General features: G+C 70.7%; 18 protein-coding genes. 5 read left to right on the top strand and 13 right to left on the bottom strand.

Going from position 1 to position 17,573, the window contains the following annotated elements; genetic code table 11:
* The first annotated feature begins 7 nt into the window (after positions 1–7).
* Positions 8–2,509 carry an FtsX-like permease family protein gene (locus AB0C28_RS34860; protein WP_358080060.1) on the top strand — a complete coding sequence of 834 codons (2,502 nt, stop codon included), beginning with the start codon at positions 8–10 and terminating at the stop codon, positions 2,507–2,509.
* Positions 2,510–2,724: 215 nt separating this feature from the next.
* Here AB0C28_RS34860 and AB0C28_RS34855 read toward each other — a convergent pair whose 3' ends face one another.
* The 5 genes from AB0C28_RS34855 to rph all read right to left on the bottom strand — a co-directional run bounded on the left by AB0C28_RS34855 (position 2,725) and on the right by rph (position 7,167).
* Complete coding sequence (locus AB0C28_RS34855; protein WP_358080059.1) at positions 2,725–3,039, bottom strand: hypothetical protein; 315 nt, start codon at positions 3,037–3,039, stop codon at positions 2,725–2,727.
* A complete protein-coding gene (locus tag AB0C28_RS34850; protein WP_358080058.1) occupies positions 3,036–3,998 on the bottom strand; it encodes a toxin glutamine deamidase domain-containing protein in 963 nt (320 codons plus the stop codon). The genes AB0C28_RS34855 and AB0C28_RS34850 overlap by 4 nt, the downstream gene beginning before the upstream one ends.
* 73 nt (positions 3,999–4,071) lie before the next feature.
* The gene (locus tag AB0C28_RS34845; RefSeq protein WP_358080088.1) at positions 4,072–5,760 is read right to left on the bottom strand and encodes a molybdopterin-dependent oxidoreductase; all 1,689 of its coding nucleotides are present in this window, start codon (positions 5,758–5,760) and stop codon (positions 4,072–4,074) included.
* 88 nt (positions 5,761–5,848) lie between these two features.
* Positions 5,849–6,439: an RdgB/HAM1 family non-canonical purine NTP pyrophosphatase gene (rdgB, locus tag AB0C28_RS34840; RefSeq protein WP_357859101.1), complete on the bottom strand. Its 591-nt coding sequence runs from the start codon at positions 6,437–6,439 to the stop codon at positions 5,849–5,851.
* A complete protein-coding gene (gene rph / locus AB0C28_RS34835; RefSeq protein ID WP_357859104.1) occupies positions 6,436–7,167 on the bottom strand; it encodes a ribonuclease PH in 732 nt (243 codons plus the stop codon). Before rph ends, rdgB begins: the two co-directional genes overlap by 4 nt.
* Before the next feature lie 53 nt (positions 7,168–7,220).
* Here rph and AB0C28_RS34830 point away from each other — a divergent pair, with 53 nt between their 5' ends.
* Positions 7,221–8,474: an MFS transporter gene (locus tag AB0C28_RS34830; RefSeq protein WP_358080057.1), complete on the top strand. Its 1,254-nt coding sequence runs from the start codon at positions 7,221–7,223 to the stop codon at positions 8,472–8,474.
* A 74-nt stretch (positions 8,475–8,548) separates the two neighbouring features.
* Here the strand turns inward: AB0C28_RS34830 and AB0C28_RS34825 are convergent, their stop codons facing one another.
* From AB0C28_RS34825 to AB0C28_RS34815, 3 genes are all read right to left on the bottom strand, one after another.
* Positions 8,549–9,301, bottom strand: coding sequence for an MBL fold metallo-hydrolase (locus tag AB0C28_RS34825; RefSeq protein ID WP_357859109.1), 753 nt, complete (start codon positions 9,299–9,301; stop codon positions 8,549–8,551).
* Positions 9,298–10,122 carry a glutamate racemase gene (murI, locus tag AB0C28_RS34820; protein ID WP_346114222.1) on the bottom strand — a complete coding sequence of 275 codons (825 nt, stop codon included), beginning with the start codon at positions 10,120–10,122 and terminating at the stop codon, positions 9,298–9,300. The genes AB0C28_RS34825 and murI overlap by 4 nt, the downstream gene beginning before the upstream one ends.
* Before the next feature lie 102 nt (positions 10,123–10,224).
* Entirely contained in the window at positions 10,225–11,016 is a 792-nt protein-coding gene (locus AB0C28_RS34815; protein ID WP_357859113.1) for a thioesterase family protein, read from the bottom strand.
* 103 nt (positions 11,017–11,119) lie between these two features.
* Here AB0C28_RS34815 and AB0C28_RS34810 point away from each other — a divergent pair, with 103 nt between their 5' ends.
* Together AB0C28_RS34810 and AB0C28_RS34805 are read left to right on the top strand one after the other, a co-directional pair.
* The gene (locus tag AB0C28_RS34810; RefSeq protein WP_346114220.1) at positions 11,120–11,446 is read left to right on the top strand and encodes a hypothetical protein; all 327 of its coding nucleotides are present in this window, start codon (positions 11,120–11,122) and stop codon (positions 11,444–11,446) included.
* A gap of 85 nt (positions 11,447–11,531) precedes the next feature.
* Positions 11,532–13,478: a DUF3352 domain-containing protein gene (locus tag AB0C28_RS34805; RefSeq protein ID WP_358080056.1), complete on the top strand. Its 1,947-nt coding sequence runs from the start codon at positions 11,532–11,534 to the stop codon at positions 13,476–13,478.
* Positions 13,479–13,603: 125 nt separating this feature from the next.
* Here AB0C28_RS34805 and AB0C28_RS34800 read toward each other — a convergent pair whose 3' ends face one another.
* The 5 genes from AB0C28_RS34800 to clpS form a co-directional block, all read right to left on the bottom strand.
* Complete coding sequence (locus AB0C28_RS34800; RefSeq protein ID WP_357859119.1) at positions 13,604–14,551, bottom strand: cysteine synthase; 948 nt, start codon at positions 14,549–14,551, stop codon at positions 13,604–13,606.
* A gap of 1 nt (position 14,552) precedes the next feature.
* Positions 14,553–14,825 carry a MoaD/ThiS family protein gene (locus AB0C28_RS34795; protein ID WP_106248253.1) on the bottom strand — a complete coding sequence of 91 codons (273 nt, stop codon included), beginning with the start codon at positions 14,823–14,825 and terminating at the stop codon, positions 14,553–14,555.
* Positions 14,826–14,965: 140 nt separating this feature from the next.
* Positions 14,966–15,367 carry a M67 family metallopeptidase gene (locus AB0C28_RS34790; protein WP_346114215.1) on the bottom strand — a complete coding sequence of 134 codons (402 nt, stop codon included), beginning with the start codon at positions 15,365–15,367 and terminating at the stop codon, positions 14,966–14,968.
* Between the two features lie 9 nt (positions 15,368–15,376).
* Complete coding sequence (locus AB0C28_RS34785; RefSeq protein WP_357859123.1) at positions 15,377–15,901, bottom strand: DUF2017 domain-containing protein; 525 nt, start codon at positions 15,899–15,901, stop codon at positions 15,377–15,379.
* A 43-nt stretch (positions 15,902–15,944) separates the two neighbouring features.
* The gene (gene clpS / locus AB0C28_RS34780; protein ID WP_357859126.1) at positions 15,945–16,238 is read right to left on the bottom strand and encodes an ATP-dependent Clp protease adapter ClpS; all 294 of its coding nucleotides are present in this window, start codon (positions 16,236–16,238) and stop codon (positions 15,945–15,947) included.
* Positions 16,239–16,284: 46 nt separating this feature from the next.
* Between clpS and AB0C28_RS34775 the strand changes: the two genes are divergently transcribed.
* Positions 16,285–17,568: a nicotinate phosphoribosyltransferase gene (locus AB0C28_RS34775; protein ID WP_357859129.1), complete on the top strand. Its 1,284-nt coding sequence runs from the start codon at positions 16,285–16,287 to the stop codon at positions 17,566–17,568.
* Positions 17,569–17,573: the final 5 nt, after the last annotated feature.

The following is a 17,573-nucleotide window of genomic DNA, read 5'->3' as shown; positions in this document are numbered from 1 at the left end:
GTGTGCGGTGCTGAGGGCCGCGCTGGCCGGGTTGCGTGCGCACCGGCTCAGGCTGCTGCTCACATCACTGGCGATCATGCTCGGGGTGGGCTTCATCGCGGGCACGTTCGTGCTGAACGACACCGCCCAGGCCGGCTTCGCGCAGCGGGTGACGGCCGACGCGGACAAGGTGGACGTGGCCGTGCTGCCAGGACCGGCCGGAGGCAGGCTGCCGGAGCAGGCGCTGGACCGGATCAGGGCGCTGCCCGGGGTGACGCGGGCCGAGGGCCTGATCCGCGGCAGCGCGCCCGTGCTGGGCAAGGACGGCAAGACGGTGGGCGACGTCCCGACCACCGCCCTGTCGATCGTCACAGGCCCGCTCGACCGCACGAACGTCGTCGCCGGCACCGGCCCGGGCACCGATGATCAGGCCGCCGTGCTGGACGAGAACACCGCCAAGGCCCAGGGCTTCCGGCTCGGCGACACGATCACGGTGCTGGACGGCAAGGAGACCGGGCACCGGTTCCGGCTGGTCGGCCTGATCGACACCGGCGTGGACCAGACGCTGGCCTACACCGGCGCGGTCGGCTTCACCCCGGACGTGGCCCGGCGCATGACCGGCGCGAAGGGGTACGCCGAGATCGACGTCGCGGGCGGCGGGCCCGGGCTGAAGGAGGCGGTGAAGGAGGCGGTGGCGGCGGCCGCCGGCGGCTCGTACCAGGTCAAGACGGGCACGGAGCTGGCCGACGACCTGGCCAGGGCGGCCGGGACGGAGACCGCCATGCTCACGACGGGGCTGCTGCTGTTCGGCGTCGTGGCGATGCTGGTGGCCGCGCTGGTCATCTACAACACCTTCGCCATCCTCGTCGCCCAGCGGACGCGGGAGATGGCGCTGCTGCGCTGCGTCGGGGCCACGCGCGGGCAGGTGTTCGGCTCGATCGTGCTGGAGTCGGCCGTCGTGGGCGCGCTGGCCTCCGCACTGGGCCTGCTCATCGGGTACGGCCTGGCCGCGGCCACCCTGGCCGTGCTGCGCGCGGTCGACTCCCCGCTGCCCTCGAACGCGGGCATCGCGCTCACGCCGGCCACGATCGCGACCGGTCTGGCCGTCGGCCTGCTGGTCACGGTCGGCGCGGCGCTGCTGCCGGCCAGGTCGGCCACGCGGGTGCCGCCGATCGCCGCGCTGCGCGGCCAGAGCGAGGAGCCGGCGTTCCGCGCCGGTCCGGCCCGCGCCGTGGTGGCCGCGATCCTGCTGCTGGCGGGGCTCGGCACGACCGGAGCGGGCGCGTTCGTCCTCGTTCCCGGGCAGCAGGTCACGCTGCTCGTCGTCATGGCCGGGGGCGCGCTGACGTTCCTGGCGGTGCTCGTGCTGGGCCCGGTGCTGGTCAGGCCGCTGAGCGCGCTGGTGGGCTGGATCCCGCGCAGGCTGTTCGGGGTGCCGGGCCGCCTGGCGGTGGACAATTCTGGCCGCAACCCGAAGCGGGCCGCGACCACCACGGTGGCGCTCACGATCGGGGTGACGTTGATGACGCTGATCTCGGTGGTGACCGCCTCCACCCGGCTGACGATGACGGCCAAGCTGGACGAGCAGTTCCCCATCGACTACCTGCTGGCCGGCCAGAAGCGCGACGCGGTCATCCCGCGCTCGGTGGCGGAGGGGCTGCGCGGCAGGCCGGAGCTGGCGTCCGTGACGCAGATCCGTCAGGCCGACGCGACGGTGGCGGGCCGGCGCACGATCGCGGGGACCTTCACGGGGCCCGTCGAGCCGCACGTCGTCTCCGGCTCCCTGAACGGTCTCGGCCCGGGCCGGGCCGCGCTGGAGGACACCTCGGCCGCCCGGCTCGGCGTGCGGGTGGGCGACACGGTGGAGCTGCGGACCGAGCGGGCCGGGACGGTGTCGCTGGAGGTGGTCGCGCTGCTCGACGGCGACCAGTCGTCGCTGCCGCCGGTCACGCTCGCTGAGCCCTCCTTCGACGCGTACTTCGGCGCGGTGCCCGACTCGCTGGTGATGATCGGCATCAGGGACGGGGTGGCGGCCGAGCGGGCCCGCGCGGTGGTGGACGCCGCCGTCGCCGCCTATCCGGCCGTGCGGGTGAGCAGTTCGACGGAGGTACGCGGGCAGTTCGACGAGACCCTCGACATGTTGCTCATGATCATCACGGGGCTGCTCGGGCTGGCGGTCCTGATCTCGCTGCTGGGGATCGCGAACACGCTCTCGCTGTCGGTCCACGAGCGGACGAGGGAGTCGGCCATGCTGCGGGCCCTGGGCCTGACCCGGCCGCAGCTGCGCCGCATGTTGTCCATCGAGGCGCTGGTGCTCGGGGTCGTGGGGGCGTTGGTAGGCGTCGTGCTCGGGGTCGTCTTCGGCTGGGCCGCGATTCGGGCGATGCTGGACGGAGCCCTGCTGGATGTGCCGTTCGCGTCGATCGTGCTGCTCGTGGCGCTGTCGGGGGTGGCGGGCGTGCTGGCGGCGGTGCTTCCCGGCCGGCGCGCGGCGCGGGCGTCGATCGTCGCGTCGCTCGCGGCGGGGTGAGCCGGACGAAAGCCCCTTAGTCGAATAAAGCAGAAATATCCGGATAGAAGGCACAGAGGAGGCCGGGCGTCTCATGGGGGCGGCGCCCGGCCTCGACGTCACGCAGCGTGATGACGCGACCCCGCAAAACAGTCGCAAAACAGTCAGGGCCTCCGGTGAGGCCGCGACGTCGGGAAGCGGTCAGGGCCCACGGTTAGCGGGCCCTCTGGTGAGGGTCAGCGGGGGGTGCGGCCCGGCCAGAGTTCGGCCACGGTCTCCGGGTCGAGCAGCGGCCTGGCCACCACCTCGCCCGTCACCCGGTCGATGACCACGCATCCGCCCCCTGCCGTCTCCGGCAGCCTGGCGGGGTCGTCGGGCTCCAGGTCCCGGATCCAGGCCACGTAACCGCCGTCGAACGCGTACACGCCCACCGGCAGCGGCTCATCCCCCACGCGGGCCCCGTTGAAGTACTCCTCGGCCAGCGCCCTGGCCTCCTCCATGTTCATCGTCTCCATGGCCATCGCCTCCGTGGTCATCGCCTCCGTGGTCATCGCGGCCGCCCCCCGCGGTCGAGTATCACGCAGAACACCCCCGTCACCGTCCGGTACGGCGGCTCGACCGACATGTGGCCCCGCTGCGCGTCGATCCAGATCACTTCGCCGTCGAAGTTGACCGCGTTCCAGGCGTGCGAGCCGCCCCCTGGCCAGCGCACCACGATGACCGCCGCGGCTCCGTGGCCCGCGTCCAGCAGCCGCCGTTCGATCATCGGGTACGCGTGCCGCCCCTGGCCCGCGTACTGCAGCCGGTGCCCGACCCAGCGCTCGATCCTGGCCACGCTGCCCCGCTCCCCGGTCAGCGCGGGCCGGCCGATCCGGTCGTACTCGGGCAGCCGTGGCGCGGCCGTCGCGGGCTCGCCGTGCCAGGTGGACAGCACGGCCAGCGCGCAGTCGGCGGCGTTGGAGGCGCGGAACGGGTCGTCGGCGGGCCCTGAGCCGTTGACCAGCCGCACCCAGGTGCCGCGCGGGTCGGGAAAGCGGGCCCCCGGCCGCAGCGCGTCGGCCAGGTCCCGCTCCACCTGCGGGTCGGGCTCGGCGAGCCCTCCTGACACCCCGTACGGGCGGCTGCGGGCCAGGCTGGGCGGGCGGTGCGGCAGGTCGAACCAGTCGTACTCCGGCAACTCCAGGACGTGCGGGCCCTCGCCCCCCTCGGGGCGGCACTCGTGAGACCCGGGCCGGCACTCGTGGGGCTCGGAGCGGCACTCAGTGGCCCCGGAACGGCACTCGCGGGCCCCGGAGCGGCGATACTCGGGCCCGGAATGGTGGTCGCCGGATGCGGGGTCATGGTCGTCGGGGACGGGCTCGGCGGCCCGCTCGTAGTCGAGCCACCGCACCCCGTCCGCCACGATCGGGTTGTAGGCCACCCCCGGAAGGGCGCGCGGGACACTCGGCTTGCGCTCGCGGAACACGGCCTGCCTCCTGTCATGCTCGACGAACGATCGTAGAGCCGACACGAGGGCCACGAGGCGAAGTCGGCGAAATCCTCCGCCCCGATCATCCCACTTACCTGGGCAAACGCGGCAAACCTCAGCCCACCCGGACGGTGACGGCGTGCCAGCCGGTCGCCCCGTCGGGCGCGGGCGGCGCCAGCCGGTCGGTCTGCGTACGCCCGTGGGCGTCGGTCGCCCGTACCTCCAGCGTGTGCTCCCCCGCCGTCGCGTCCCAGTCGATCGACCACTGCCGCCACGTGTCGGGCCCCGGCACGGCGGCCAGCTTCGCCTGCCGCCACTCCCCCCGGTCCACCCGCACCTCGACGGCGTCCACGCCGGTGTGCTGGGCCCAGGCCACGCCGGCGATCGTGGTACGACCGGGCTTCATGGAGTCGCCGTAGGCCGGCAGGTCGATGCGCGACTGCGTCTTGATGGGGCCCTTCTCGGACCAGCCCCTGGGCGTCCAGTACGCCTCGTCGGCGTCGAACCTGGTCACCTTGATGTCCACGACCCACTTGGTGGCCGAGACGTATCCGTACAGGCCGGGCACCACCTGGCGCACGGGGAATCCGTGGTCCACCGGCAGCACCTCGCCGTTCATCGCGACCGCGAACAGCGCGTCGCGGCCGTCCATCACCACGTCGACCGGGGTGCCGCAGGTGAAGCCGTCGGCCGAGGTGGACAGCAGCATGTCGGCGTCGGAACGCAGCCCCGCCTGACGCAGCACGTCGGCCATCCGAACGCCGAGCCAGCGGGCGTTGCCCACATAGGGGCCGCCGACCTCGTTGGAGACGCAGGTCAGGGTGACGTCGGCCTCGGTGAGCGGCATCTTCAGCAGGTCGGCGTAGGTGAGCTCGACCGGGCGGTCCACCAGCCCGTGGATGCGCAGGCTCCAGTCGTTCGGATCGACCTGGGGGACGACGAGCGCGGTGTCGACGCGGTAGAAGTCGCTGTTGGGGGTGACGAACGGCGACAGGCCGCGGATGCGCAGGTCCGTGCCCGCGGGGAGGGGCTTGGCGGGGGTGGCCGGCTTGGGCAGCGCCACGCCCACCCGGGCGGCGTCCAGGGCCTGGCGCCCGCCGAACTGCCGTCCGAGCAGGGCCGCCGCCCCGGCGACCACCACGCCGCCGGCGGCGCCGGTGATCAGCCGCCGCCGGTCGAAGGCGCGCAGCTCGTCACCTGCCCGCATCACGGCGGGCCGCTCGGCGTCCGGCCCGATGTCCGGCTCGGCGTCCGGCTCATCCTCCGGCCGCCCGTCACCGGCCGCGGGCCTCGCCGCCGGCGCCGCCACCGTGGCGGCGGGGGCGAAGGCGGGGTCCGGGGCGAAAGCGGAGTCCGGGACGCGCGCGGGGATCCGGCCGCCGGACGCGCGGCGTATCAGCCAGGACAGCGCCCAGCAGCCGACGGCCACGCCGATCACGGTCGGCACGGCGTCGAGGGGCCCGGCGTCCGGCCGGGTCAGCACCGCGAGGAGCCCGATCACCCCGAACGCGGCCAGCCCCGCGAAGCCGTAGGTGAGCCGGCGGCGGGCCAGCGCCCCGATGAGCGCGGCCACCGCGGCGAGCACGACCAGCACCCCGCCGATGAGCACGGCCTTGTCGTTCTCGCCGAACGTCCTGATCGCGAAGTCCTTGAGGGGGGCGGGCGTCAGGTCGACGGCCGCGTCGCCGACGGCCACCACGGGAAACGTCTGCGGCCCGACGAGCCCGGCCGCGAGCTGCGCGATCCCGAGGGCCACGCCTCCGGACACCAGTCCCGCCAGGGCTCCCGCCCAGGCCGGCACCATTACATTCCTCTGCACACTTCCGAAGGTACGTCTCCGGCGGCGACGGACTTCTTACGCGATGGTTACGAGCCGAGCACCTCGGCGATGGTCACGAGCCGAGCAGCTCGCGCACGATCGGCGCCAGCCCGCGGAAGGCCCGGCCCCGATGGCTGATCGCGTCCTTCTCCTCGGCCGTCATCTCGGCCGTCGTGCGCTCGTCGCCGTCGGGCACGAAGATCGGGTCGTAGCCGAACCCGTTGGACCCCCGCGGCGTCATGACGAGGCGGCCCGGCAGCGTGCCCTCCACCACCCGGTATTCGCCCGACGGCAGCGCGAGCGCGGCGGCGCAGGCGAAGTGGGCGCTCAGCCGCTCGGCGGGCACGTCGGAGATCTGGGCCAGCAGCAGGTCGAGGTTGGCGCGGTCGTCGCCGTGGTTTCCGGCCCAGCGGGCGGAGAAGACGCCCGGCATGCCGTTGAGCACGTCGACGCAGAGCCCCGAGTCGTCGGCCACCGCGGGCAGGCCGGAGCCCTTGGCGACGGCGTGCGCCTTGAGCAGGGCGTTCTCCTCGAACGTGACGCCGGTCTCGGCGACCTCGCCGATCGAGGGGAACTCCTCCAGCCCGACGACGTCGAACCCGGACAGGATGCGGCGCAGCTCCGCGATCTTGCCCGTGTTGCGGGTGGCCAGCACGATCCTCATGACCGCTCCCCTGCGCGCAGGGCCTCCTGCTGGATCGAGGTCAGCTCCGCGCAGCCGGCCACGGCCAGGTCGAGGAGGCGGTCGAGGGCCCCGCGGTCGAAGGGCGCGCCCTCGGCGGTGCCCTGCACCTCGACGAAGCTGCCCTCGCCGGTCATCACCACGTTCATGTCGGTCTCTGCCGCGACGTCCTCGGTGTAGCAGAGGTCGAGCATCGGGACCGTGCCGACCACGCCGACGGACACGGCCGCGACCGAGCCGATGAGCGGGTCTCCCGGGCACATGCGCCGCTCGCGCATCCACGCGACCGCGTCGGCGAGCGCGACGTAGGCGCCGGTGATCGCCGCCGTCCTGGTGCCGCCGTCGGCCTGAAGGACGTCGCAGTCGAGCAGAATGGAGTTTTCTCCCAACGCCTTGTAATCGACGCAGGCACGCAGCGAACGCCCGATCAACCGGGAAATCTCGTGGGTCCGGCCGCCGATTTTGCCGCGGACCGATTCGCGATCGTTACGAGTATTGGTCGCTCGCGGCAACATCGCGTATTCGGCCGTAACCCAGCCCTGGCCGCTGCCTCTGCGCCAGCGCGGCACGCTGTCCTGGACCGACGCCGCGCACAACACCCGGGTCCCGCCGAATTCGACCAGCACCGAGCCTTCGGCATGGGTCAGCCATTGCCTGGTGATGGTAATGGGGCGAAGCTGGTCAGGGTTGCGGCCATCCTGTCTGGACATGCAGATCACCCTATCTCCGCGACGCGACACCCTTGACCAAATGTGTCCGTCACATGGATCCTTACGCAATGACAACGGGGGTGTTGCGAAACCCTGACTTCCTCCGATTCCTCAGTTCGCACGTCGCGAACGAACTCGGAGCGAATATTTCCCGCGTGGCGCTTCCGCTGGTGGCCGTGCTTGCTCTGCATGCCGGTCCGGCGGAAGTGGGGGTGCTGTCGTCGTTACAGACGCTGGCGTTCCTTCTGCTCGGGCTGCCCGCGGGCGTGTGGGTCGGCCGGATGCGCAAACGCCGGGTGATGATGGTGTCCGACCTGACGAAGTTCGTGCTGCTCGGCAGCATTCCCGTGGCGTCCGCGCTGGGACTGCTGACGATCGAGATGATGTTCGTGGTCGCGCTGCTGGCCGGCGTGTCCCAGGTGTTCAACGACGTGGCCGACCAGACGTACCTGCCCGATCTGATCAGCGCCGGGCAGCTGACCGACGGCAACGCCAAGCTGGAGGTGGTCCGCGCGGGGGCGTTCCTGGCGGGGCCCGGCGTGGGCGGCACGCTCGTGCAGCTGCTGAGCGCACCACGCACGATGATGGCCACCGCGCTCGGCGCGCTCGCCTCGGTGCTGCTGCTGGCCACGATCAAGGCGCCGGACAAACCGCCCGCCGACGTCGAGCGCACGCCGCTGCTGCGGGGCATCGGCGAGGGGCTCTCCTATTTGTGGCACCACCGCCTGTTACGGGCATTCGTGGCCTCGTCGGCGATCGGCAACATGTGCGTGAGCGGCGTGCTGGCCCTGTCGGTGCTGTTCCTGGCCGAGACCGTCCGGCTGAGCCCCGGCGCGGTCGGGGCGCTGCTCATGTCGGGCGGCATCGGCGGCCTGCTGGGCGGCCTGACCGGAGGTTGGCTGGCGCGGCGGGTCGGCAGCGCCAGGATGACCTGGCTGGCCGTCACCATCGGCGCGCCGTTCGGCCTGCTCCTGCCGATGACGCAGCCCGACTGGCGGGTGGTGTGCTTCGCGATCACCTCGATCATGATCTCGTGGAGCGCGACGCTGATGAACGTGGGCCAGACCACCTACCGCCAGCTCGTCACCCCCGAACATCTGCTCGGCCGGGTCAACGCCTCGGTGCGCTTCATGACCTGGGGCATCATGCCGCTGGGTGCGCTGATGGGCGGGCTGGTCGCCCAGCAGGTAGGGGTGCGGCAGACCCTGTGGGTGCTCATGGCCGGCCGGCTGCTGGCGTTCGTGCCGCTGCTGTTCTCGCCGCTGCCGCGGATGCGCGAGTTCTCCGAGGTCGAAGCCAGGTCATAGCAGGCTGCTCCGCGCTCACCTCAGCGGCTCAGTTCAGGTGGTAGCAGGCCGCTCCGGCGGCTCGCCGCGGCGGCTCAGCTCAGGTCGTAGACGACCCCGCTGCGGGCCAGCTCGACCGGGCCGTCGTAGCCGCCGCCGCACGCCTCCTCCAGGACCGTGGCCTGGTCGTTCCAGGGGACCAGGTGGGTGAGCACGAGCTGGCCGACGTCGGCCTTGGCGGCGTGCGCGGCCGCCTGGCGGCCGGTCAGGTGCAGGCCGGTGGGCAGGTCGGGGCCCTCCACGAACGACGCCTCGCACAGCAGCAGGTCGGCGCCGGCCGCCAGCTTGACCAGCTCGTCGGTCTCGCCCGTGTCGCCGGAGTAGGCGATGCTCCTGGTGCCGTTGGCGACGCGGAAGCCGTACGCCTCGACGGGGTGGTTGACCAGGCCGGCGGTGAGCGTGAACGGCCCGATCTCGTACACGCCCGGCGTCAGCGTACGGAACTCGAAGGCGGTCTCCAGACCCGGCTCGTCCGGCATGCCGTACGCCGCCCCCAGCCGCCGGGGCGCGTCGGCGGGCGCGTAGACGGGGACGAGGGGATAGGGGGCCCCGGGCCCGTAGGTGCGGGCCACGTGATAGCCGCAGATGTCGAGACAGTGGTCGGCGTGCAGGTGTGACAGGCAGATGGCGTCCACGTCGTAGATGCCGACGTGACGTTGCAACGCGCCCAGCGACCCGCTGCCGAGGTCGAGCAGCATCCTGAACCCGTCCGTTTCGAGGAGGTAGCAGGATGCTGGGCTGTCGGGGCCGGGGTAGCTCCCGGAACAACCGACGATGGTCACCTTCATGTGGGCCTCCCGTTATAGGTAGTACCCCCCACTGGTGCGACTTCGACCACGTCGATCTCCGGGCCCAGGAAACGTCGCCCGAGCCGGGCGAAGAGCAGGGAGTCGCCGGTGGCGCGGAAACGGTGCCGGGGGGTGGCTCCGTTGCCGGCCGCCAGGTCGCGGTCGTGCAGGATGCGGTAGACGTCCTTCGCCGTCTCATCGGCGCTGGAGATCAGCGTGACCCCCTCACCGGCGACGTACGAGATCGCGCCGGTGAGCAGCGGATAATGGGTGCAGCCGAGGATGATCGTGTCGCATCCGGCGGCCCTGACGGGCTCGAGATATTCGCGGACGACCTCGATGAGCTCGTCGCTCATCGTCTCTCCCCGCTCGACGTAGTCCACCAGGCGTGGGGCGGCCACGCCGGTGAGCTGTACGTCGGGCGCCGCGGTGAAGGCGTCGTGATAGGCCATCGAGGCGATGGTGGCCCTGGTGGCGATCACGCCGACCTTGCCGTTGCGGGTGGCTCGCACCGCGCGCCTGGTGGCCGGCATGATCACCTCGACGACGGGCATGTCGTAGCGCTCGCGGGCGTCGCGCAGCACGGCGGCACTGGCGCTGTTGCACGCGATCACGAGCATCTTGACGTTCTGCTCGACCAGGTGGTCCATGACCTCCAGCGCGTACGCGCGAAGCTCGGCGATCGGCTTCGGCCCGTACGGCTGGCGGGCCGTGTCGGCCACGTAGGTGATGGACTCGTGAGGCAACTGGTCGATGATCGCCCGGGCGACCGTCAGGCCGCCGACCCCGCTGTCGAAGATCCCAATACTCGCGTCCGGCACGCTTAGAGGGTAGGCGACCTGCACGATCAACACTGCGTAAGAATGCTCACAGGTACGACATCTGAGCGTGACGCGGTGTTGTCTTGGTCACATCATGGCCGGTCAGCCTCGGCCCACCCGGGCGAGCTGGCGGGCCTGGGCGACGAGGCGGCCGGTGGAGTCGCGCACCTCGACCTCCTCGTCGAACCAGCCGTCGGAGACCAGCCGGCCGCTGCCGAGCAGGGTGAGCCAGCCGGGCGCGGGCAGGGCGCGCAGGTGCCAGGTGAGGTCCACGGTGGGCGCCCAGCCGCGCGCGCCGGCGGAGAAGACGACAGGTGGGAGGGCATCGACGGCCAGGGCCAGCACGTACGGGTCGGGGTCCTGGGGCTCGGCCAGCCTGAAGTAGGCCCGCGACTCCGGCCTGCCGGAGGGCTCGCCCTTGAGCCAGCCGATCGTGGGCGGGTCGAAGAGCAGCTCCATCTGGGCGTTGAGCGTCATCCCCGACTCGGGCTTCGGTTCGGGCAGTTTGGCGCACTCGTCAATGTGAGGCATCTCATAAGTGGCTTTATCGCTATAAATCGGCTCGGCGTCGTTCAGCGTGGCCGTGGTGATCAACGCCTCGATCCGCGCGACGCCGTCCTGCACGAGCGTCGCCCTGGCGAACGCGACCGTCCGGCCCGCCTTGAGCGGCTCGATCCTGACCTGCGCCGGGCCCGCGGCCGGCACCTTGAGGAACTGCGCCGTGGTGCTCACCGGATGCTCGAACGGCGAGGCGTCCACCGCCGCACGCAGGATCACGGCCATCAGGTAACCGCCGTTGAGCGGCCCGCCGATCGCGTATCCCGGGTCGAGGCACACGTCGTAGGTGTTCTCGTCGGCCCTGATCGCCTGGGTGGCCTCGTCGAACTTCGTCATTCCCGCCCGCCTCCAGTCTGGAACCATGTTCTAGAGACTCTAGAGCATTCGCCCATCAGCGCGCCTACCTGCGAAAACATGATTCGACTGACAACGTTTGATCATGGCAAGTGTCACCGAACTCCTGGGTCAGTCCGTTTGGGACTCCAACGGGGTGTGGGTCGGATTCGTGGTGGACATCCGGGTCGTCAAGCACAGGGGCGAGCTGCAGCAGAGCCACACCGTCTACGGCCTGGTCGTCTCGATGCGGCGGGCGCCGCTGCTGCTCGGCCTCACGCGCGATCGCCAGGGCCGATCGGCCTGGCTCTCCCGGACGCTGGCCCGCATCGTGTACGTGGGATGCACGTTCGTTCCGTGGGAGAACGTCCTGGATTACGGGGGCGGCGAGGTCCACATCGACGTGCTGAGGAAAGAACTCAACCGGGTCTAATTTCGACTTCAGCACATTGCAAGCGCCCGTATAGCAACATCAGCTACCTTCTCTGTGGTCAAAAGTCCACATTGTGAGTTGAGTGATGTCTGCGAACAATCCCCCCTATGGCCAGGATCCTGACCGGACCACGGCGTACAACTGGAACCAGGGGCAGCAGCCGGAGAGCGCGCCGACGGCGCAGTATCCGGGGCAGCCGTACCCGCCGCAGCAGCAGTATGGCCAGCAGCAGGGGCAGGGTGCCTACGGGCAGCAGGCGTCCTACGGCCAGCAGCCCTCTTCCGGCAACCAGTACGGCCAGCAGCAGCCCCCGTATGACGCGCAGTACGGCCAGCAGGGCCAGCAGTACGGTCAGCAGGACCAGTACGGCGGCCAGCAGGCCCAGGGCGGCTGGCAACAGCAACCGCAGCAAGGCTGGCAGCAGGAGCAAGGTGGCTGGCAGCAGCAACAGCAGGGACAGCCGGGACAGCAGGGTGGCTGGCAGCAGCAGCCCCAGCAGGGTGGCTGGCAGCAGGAGCAGGGCTGGCAGCAGCAGGACCAGTACGCCCAGGGCGGCTGGCAGCAGCAGGGCCCCGAGGGCTTCGGCCCGCCCGAGCCCGCCAAGAAGGGCCGCAAGAACTGGGTGATCGCCATCGCCGCGGCACTCGCGGTGGTGCTCCTGGGCGGCGGCGCGGTGTGGGCCGTGGGCGCCTTCGGCGGCGGCGGCACGCAGCCGAACGACGTCCTGCCCGGCAACTCCATCGCCTACGCCCGCCTCGACCTCGACCCGGCGGCGAACCAGAAGCTGGCGCTGTTCCAGCTGGCCAGGAAGTTCACCGTCACCAAGGACAAGTTCACCGGCGAGGACCCGCGCAAGGCGCTGTTCGAGACGCTCAACGACGGCGAGGACAGCAAGGTCGACTTCGCCAAGGACGTCGACCCATGGCTGGGCAGCCGGGTCGGCTTCGCGGCCGTGCCCTCCGGCAAGGAGGAGCCCGACTTCGCGGTGGCCATCCAGATCAAGGACCAGGAGCTGGCCAAGAACGGCATCGCCAAGCTCATGAAGGGCGAGGAGTACGGCATCGCCTTCCGTGAGGACTACGCGCTGCTGAGCACCACGCAGGCGCTGGCCGACAAGTACGCGCAGGGCGAGGACAGCCTGTCCGACAACGCCGAGTTCAGCGACGACATGGGCGCCGTCGGCGAGCAGGGCGTGCTGTCGTTCTGGGCCGACATGGGCGGCCTGCTCGACCTGGCCAAGAAGGAGGTCGGCACCGACCAGCAGGCGGCGCTCGACATGATCAAGGACGCCAGGTTCGCCGGCGCCCTGCGCTTCGACAGCGCCTACGTCGAGCTGGCCGGGCTCGTCAGGGGCGCGAAGGGCATGACCCCCGAGGGCGACCTGCCCAAGGCCGCTCTGGGCACCCTGCCCGCCACCACGGCCGGCGCGCTGTCGATCTCCGGCCTGGACCAGGTCGTCAAGAAGCAGTGGGCCGAGATCGAGAAGCAGGCCGCGGCGGCCGGCGGGGCGCAGATCAAGCAGCTGCTCCAGCAGGCCGAGACCTCGCTGGGGTTGAAGCTGCCCGACGACCTGGCCACGTTCGTGGGCCAGAACTTCACCGTCGCCGTGGACAGCGAGGGCCTCGACAGCGACCAGATCAAGGGCGGCGTGCGCATCGTCACCGACCCGGCCAAGGCGCAGGCGGTCCTCGACAAGGTCACGCAGGCGCTGAGCCAGAACGGCCAGGCCGCTCCCCAGATCGCCAAGGTCGCCGGTGACGGCGTCCTCGCGGTGGCGACGACGGACGAGTACGCCAAGAAGCTGGCCGGTGAGGGCACGCTGGGCGACTCGGAGACGTTCCAGACGGCGATCCCGAACGCGGACGACGTGAACTACGCGCTCTTCGTGGACCTGGACAAGGTGGAGAAGTTGTACCTGGCGTCCATGCAGGGCGACGACAAGGCCAACGCGCAGGTGCTGCGGGCGGTCGGCCTGAGCGGCACGCAGAGCGACACCGAGGCGACGTTCTCGCTGCGACTGCTGTTCAACTGACCCGCTCGTCCGCTGGACGACGAGAGGCGGCCGGTCCGATCGGACCGGCCGCCTCTTCACGTGCCCTGAGGATCAGGCCCGGAACCGGCCCCCAACCTCGTGACGCAGCCTCGTGACGCAGCCCCTCAGGCCCAGAGCTGGCCTTCGAGACGCTCCTCAGCCTCTTCCAGCGTGCCCTCGTACGCCCCCGTGGACAGGTATTTCCAGCCCCCGTCGGCCACCACGAACGCGATGTCGGCCCGTTCGCCCTCCTTGACCGCCTTCGCGGCCACGCCCAGCGCCGCGTGCAGCGCGGCCCCGGTGGAGACGCCGGCGAAGATGCCCTCGGTGGCCAGCAGCTCGCGGGTGCGCCGCAGCGCGTCGGCCGAGCCCACCGAGAACCGGGTGGTCAGCACGGACTCGTCGTAGAGCTCGGGGATGAAGCCCTCGTCCACGTTGCGCAGCCCGTAGACAAGCTCGCCGTAACGCGGCTCGGCCGCGACGATGCGCACGCCGGGCACCCGCTCGCGCAGGAACCGCCCGACCCCCATCAGGGTCCCCGTCGTGCCAAGCCCGGCCACGAAGTGGGTGATGGTGGGCAGGTCCTCCAGCAGCTCGGGGCCGGTGCCCTCGTAGTGGGAGCGCCAGTTGGCCGGGTTGCCGTACTGGTAGAGCATCACCCAGGACGGGTTCTCGGCCGCCAGGCCCTTGGCCACGCGTACGGCCTCGTTGGAGCCGCCCGCCGCGGGCGAGGAGATGATCTCCGCTCCCCACATCCGCAGCAGCTGGCGGCGTTCCTCCGAGGTGTTCTCCGGCATCACGCAGATGAGCTTGTAGCCCTTGAGCTTGGCCGACATGGCCAGCGAGATGCCGGTGTTGCCGCTGGTGGGCTCCAGGATCGTGCAGCCCGGCGTGAGCCGGCCTTCCTTCTCGGCCTCCTGGATCATCCACAGGGCCGGTCTGTCCTTGATCGACCCGGTCGGGTTGCGGTCTTCGAGCTTGGCCCAGATCCGTACGTCGGCGGAGGGCGACAACCTCGGCAGCCCGACCAGGGGCGTGCGGCCGACCGAGTCGATCAGCGAGTCGAACCGCATGTCATCCGCCGGCGACGGCGGGAAGGACGGTCACCGTGTCGCCGTCGGACACCGGCGTGCCGAGGCCGCCGAGGAAGCGCACGTCCTCGTCGTTCAGGTAGACGTTGACGAAGCGGCGCAGGGCGCCCTGGTCGACCAGGCGGTCCTTGATGCCGGGGTGGGCCGACTCGAGGTTGCTGATCAGCTCCTCAAGGGTGGCGCCCTCGGCGTTCACGGCCTTGGCCCCGTCGGTGTAGTTACGCAGGATGGTCGGAATGCGAACCTCGATGGCCATCGCGGTCAGTCTCCTCAGAAAGGTCGTCGTCCCATCGGCATGCAACGCCGACGGCTGGATGCGGATTCCAGCTCAGGAACAGTCGTAGAGGACGACAACCGGAGTGTGTGCGAACAGGAAGCTCTGCACAGGTCTGGCCATCATGGGAGAAACCTTACCTCTTCCTCCGTGATCACACCTTCGAGGATGCGGTACGAGCGGAACTCCACCTCGTCCTCGTCCCGCGTGGAGACCAGGACGTAGTGGGCGCCGGGCTCGGAGGCGTAGGAGACGTCGGTGCGCGACGGGTACGCCTCGGTGGCGGTGTGGGAATGGTAGATGACGACGGGCTCCTCGTCCCGGTCGTCCATCTCGCGCCAGACCCTGAACTGCTCCATCGAGTCGAAGCGGTAGAACGTGGGCGAGCGCTCGGCGTTCTCCATGGGGATGAACCGCTCGGGCACCCCGTTCTTGCCCGCGATGACGCCGCACGCCTCGTCGGGATGGTCGGCCCGCGCATGCGCGACGATCTTGTCCACCAATTCCTGCGAGATCGACAGCATGCCCGGAAGCTACCAGAGGGCTCGGACCAGGCTGTCCTGGAGGTAGGTCAGCCAGTCGTAGGTGACGTAAGCCGGGTAACGGGGGTCGTCCTCGGACATCACGGCGACCTCGTCATGGACCTCCTCCGTCACGTCGAGCTTGGTGCCGAGCGTCAGGCGCAGGTCGTTGAGCGCGCGCAGCCACGCCTGGGCCTCCTCAGACGTCAGCTCGGCCCGCCCCGCCCTGGCCGTCTCGTGGACGGTCCGCGCGTCGGCCCGCTTGCCGTCGCGCAGCGTGGCCTCGGTGTAGCGGCGGAACTCGGCCGCCTCCTTGTCGTCCTGGTACGCCGACGGGAAGAGCCTGGCCAGCACCGGATCGGACGGCGCCGCGCTGTCGCCGATGCCCAGCGCCCGCTCCAGCGGGTCTTCACTGGTCTGCCCCGGCGAGACGATGCCGAGCATCATGGAGACGAGCGAGCGCAGCAGCGAGACCTCCGCCGGCTCGAACACGGTGACGACCGCGCCGTCCTTGCCGCGCGAGAATCCGGAAGTCACCAGTGCCACCTCGCTGACCCCGATGCCGGCCCCAACTCGTGCCTCATTTGTTCGAATCCTGCTGGACCGTCGCCCACAGGCCGTAGGAGTGGAGAATCTGCACATCCCTTTCCATCTCCTCGCGCGTGCCGCTGGACACGACCGCCTTGCCTTTGTGGTGCACGTCCAGCATCAGCTTCTCGGCCTTCTCCTTCGGATAACCGAAGACCGTTTGGAAGACATAGGTCACGTAGGACATGAGGTTGACCGGGTCGTTCCAGACGATGGTCACCCACGGCAGATCGGGCCGGACGTCCGATGACGGACGCTCGACGGTGATTGGAGCGGTGCTACCCACATCCCCGAGTCTGCCCTATCTGGGCCGTAGTCTTCGAGTCGTGAGAATGACCATGAGCACTGCGTTGCTCACAGATCACTATGAGCTGACGATGCTGCAGGCCGCCCTGCGCAGCGGCGCGGCCCAAAGACGCGCGGTTTTCGAGGTGTTCGCCCGCCATCTGCCAGGTGGGCGCCGCTACGGCGTCGTCGCAGGAACGGGACGGGTCCTCGACCAGCTCGAACGCTTCCGTTTCGGTGACGAGGAACTCACCTATCTGCGTGAGCATCATGTCGTCGACGACAGCACTCTGGCGTTTCTCGCCGATTACCGGTTTTCCGGGAACGTCTACGGCTACCGCGAGGGCGACGTCTACTTCCCCGCCTCCCCGATCATGGTGGTGGAGGGCACGTTCGCCGAGGCCGTGCTGCTGGAGACGGTCACGCTGTCGATACTCAACCACGACTGCGCCATCGCCTCGGCCGCGTCCCGCATGACGAACGCGGCCGGCAAACGGCCGATCATCGAGATGGGCTCGCGGCGCACCCACGAGGTCGCCGCCGTGGCCGCCGCCAGGGCCGCGTACATCGCCGGGTTCGCCTCCACCTCCAACCTGATGGCCGGGCACCTGTACGGCGTGCCCACGGCCGGCACGGCGGCGCACGCGTTCACCCTGCTGCACGACTCGGAGCGGGCCGCGTTCGAGGCCCAGATCGCCACGCTCGGGCCCGAGACGACCCTGCTGGTCGACACCTACGACGTGGCGGAGGCGGTACGCACGGCCGTGGCGCTGGCCGGTCCGAAGCTGGGCGCGGTCCGCATCGACTCGGGCGACCTCGCGGCGGCGGCGCAGGAGGTGCGAGAGCAGCTCGACGCGCTCGGCGCCTTCGACACCCGCATCCTGGTCACCTCCGACCTCGACGAGTACGCCATCGCCGCCCTGGCCGCCGCCCCCGTGGACGGCTACGGCGTGGGCACCTCCCTGGTGACCGGCTCGGGCGTGCCGACGGCGGCGCTGGTCTACAAGCTGGTGGCCAGGGAGACGGCCGGCGGCAAGCTGCAGCCCGTGGCCAAGCGCTCGGTGGGCAAGCCGTCGCGCGGGGGTCGCAAGGAGGCATACCGGCTGCTCGACGAGTCGGGCCGTCTTGAGACCGAGCTGATCACCACCGGCGGCCGCGTCCCCGAAGGCGGCATCCCCCTCCTGCACGAGCTCGTCCGCGACGGCGAGGTCGTCGGCCGCGAACCCCTGGACGCCGCCCGCGAACGCCACGCCGCCACCGTCGCCGCCCTCCCCCAGGAGGCCCTCCACCTCGGCCGGGGGTACGCGGCCATCTCCACGGAATTCGTCTGACGTAT

Source organism: Nonomuraea sp. NPDC048892, from assembly GCF_040649735.1.
Classification (GTDB): Bacteria; Actinomycetota; Actinomycetes; order Streptosporangiales; family Streptosporangiaceae; genus Nonomuraea; species Nonomuraea maheshkhaliensis.
Note: the sequence above shows the minus strand (reverse complement) of the source record. Positions and strands in the feature narration are given on the sequence as shown.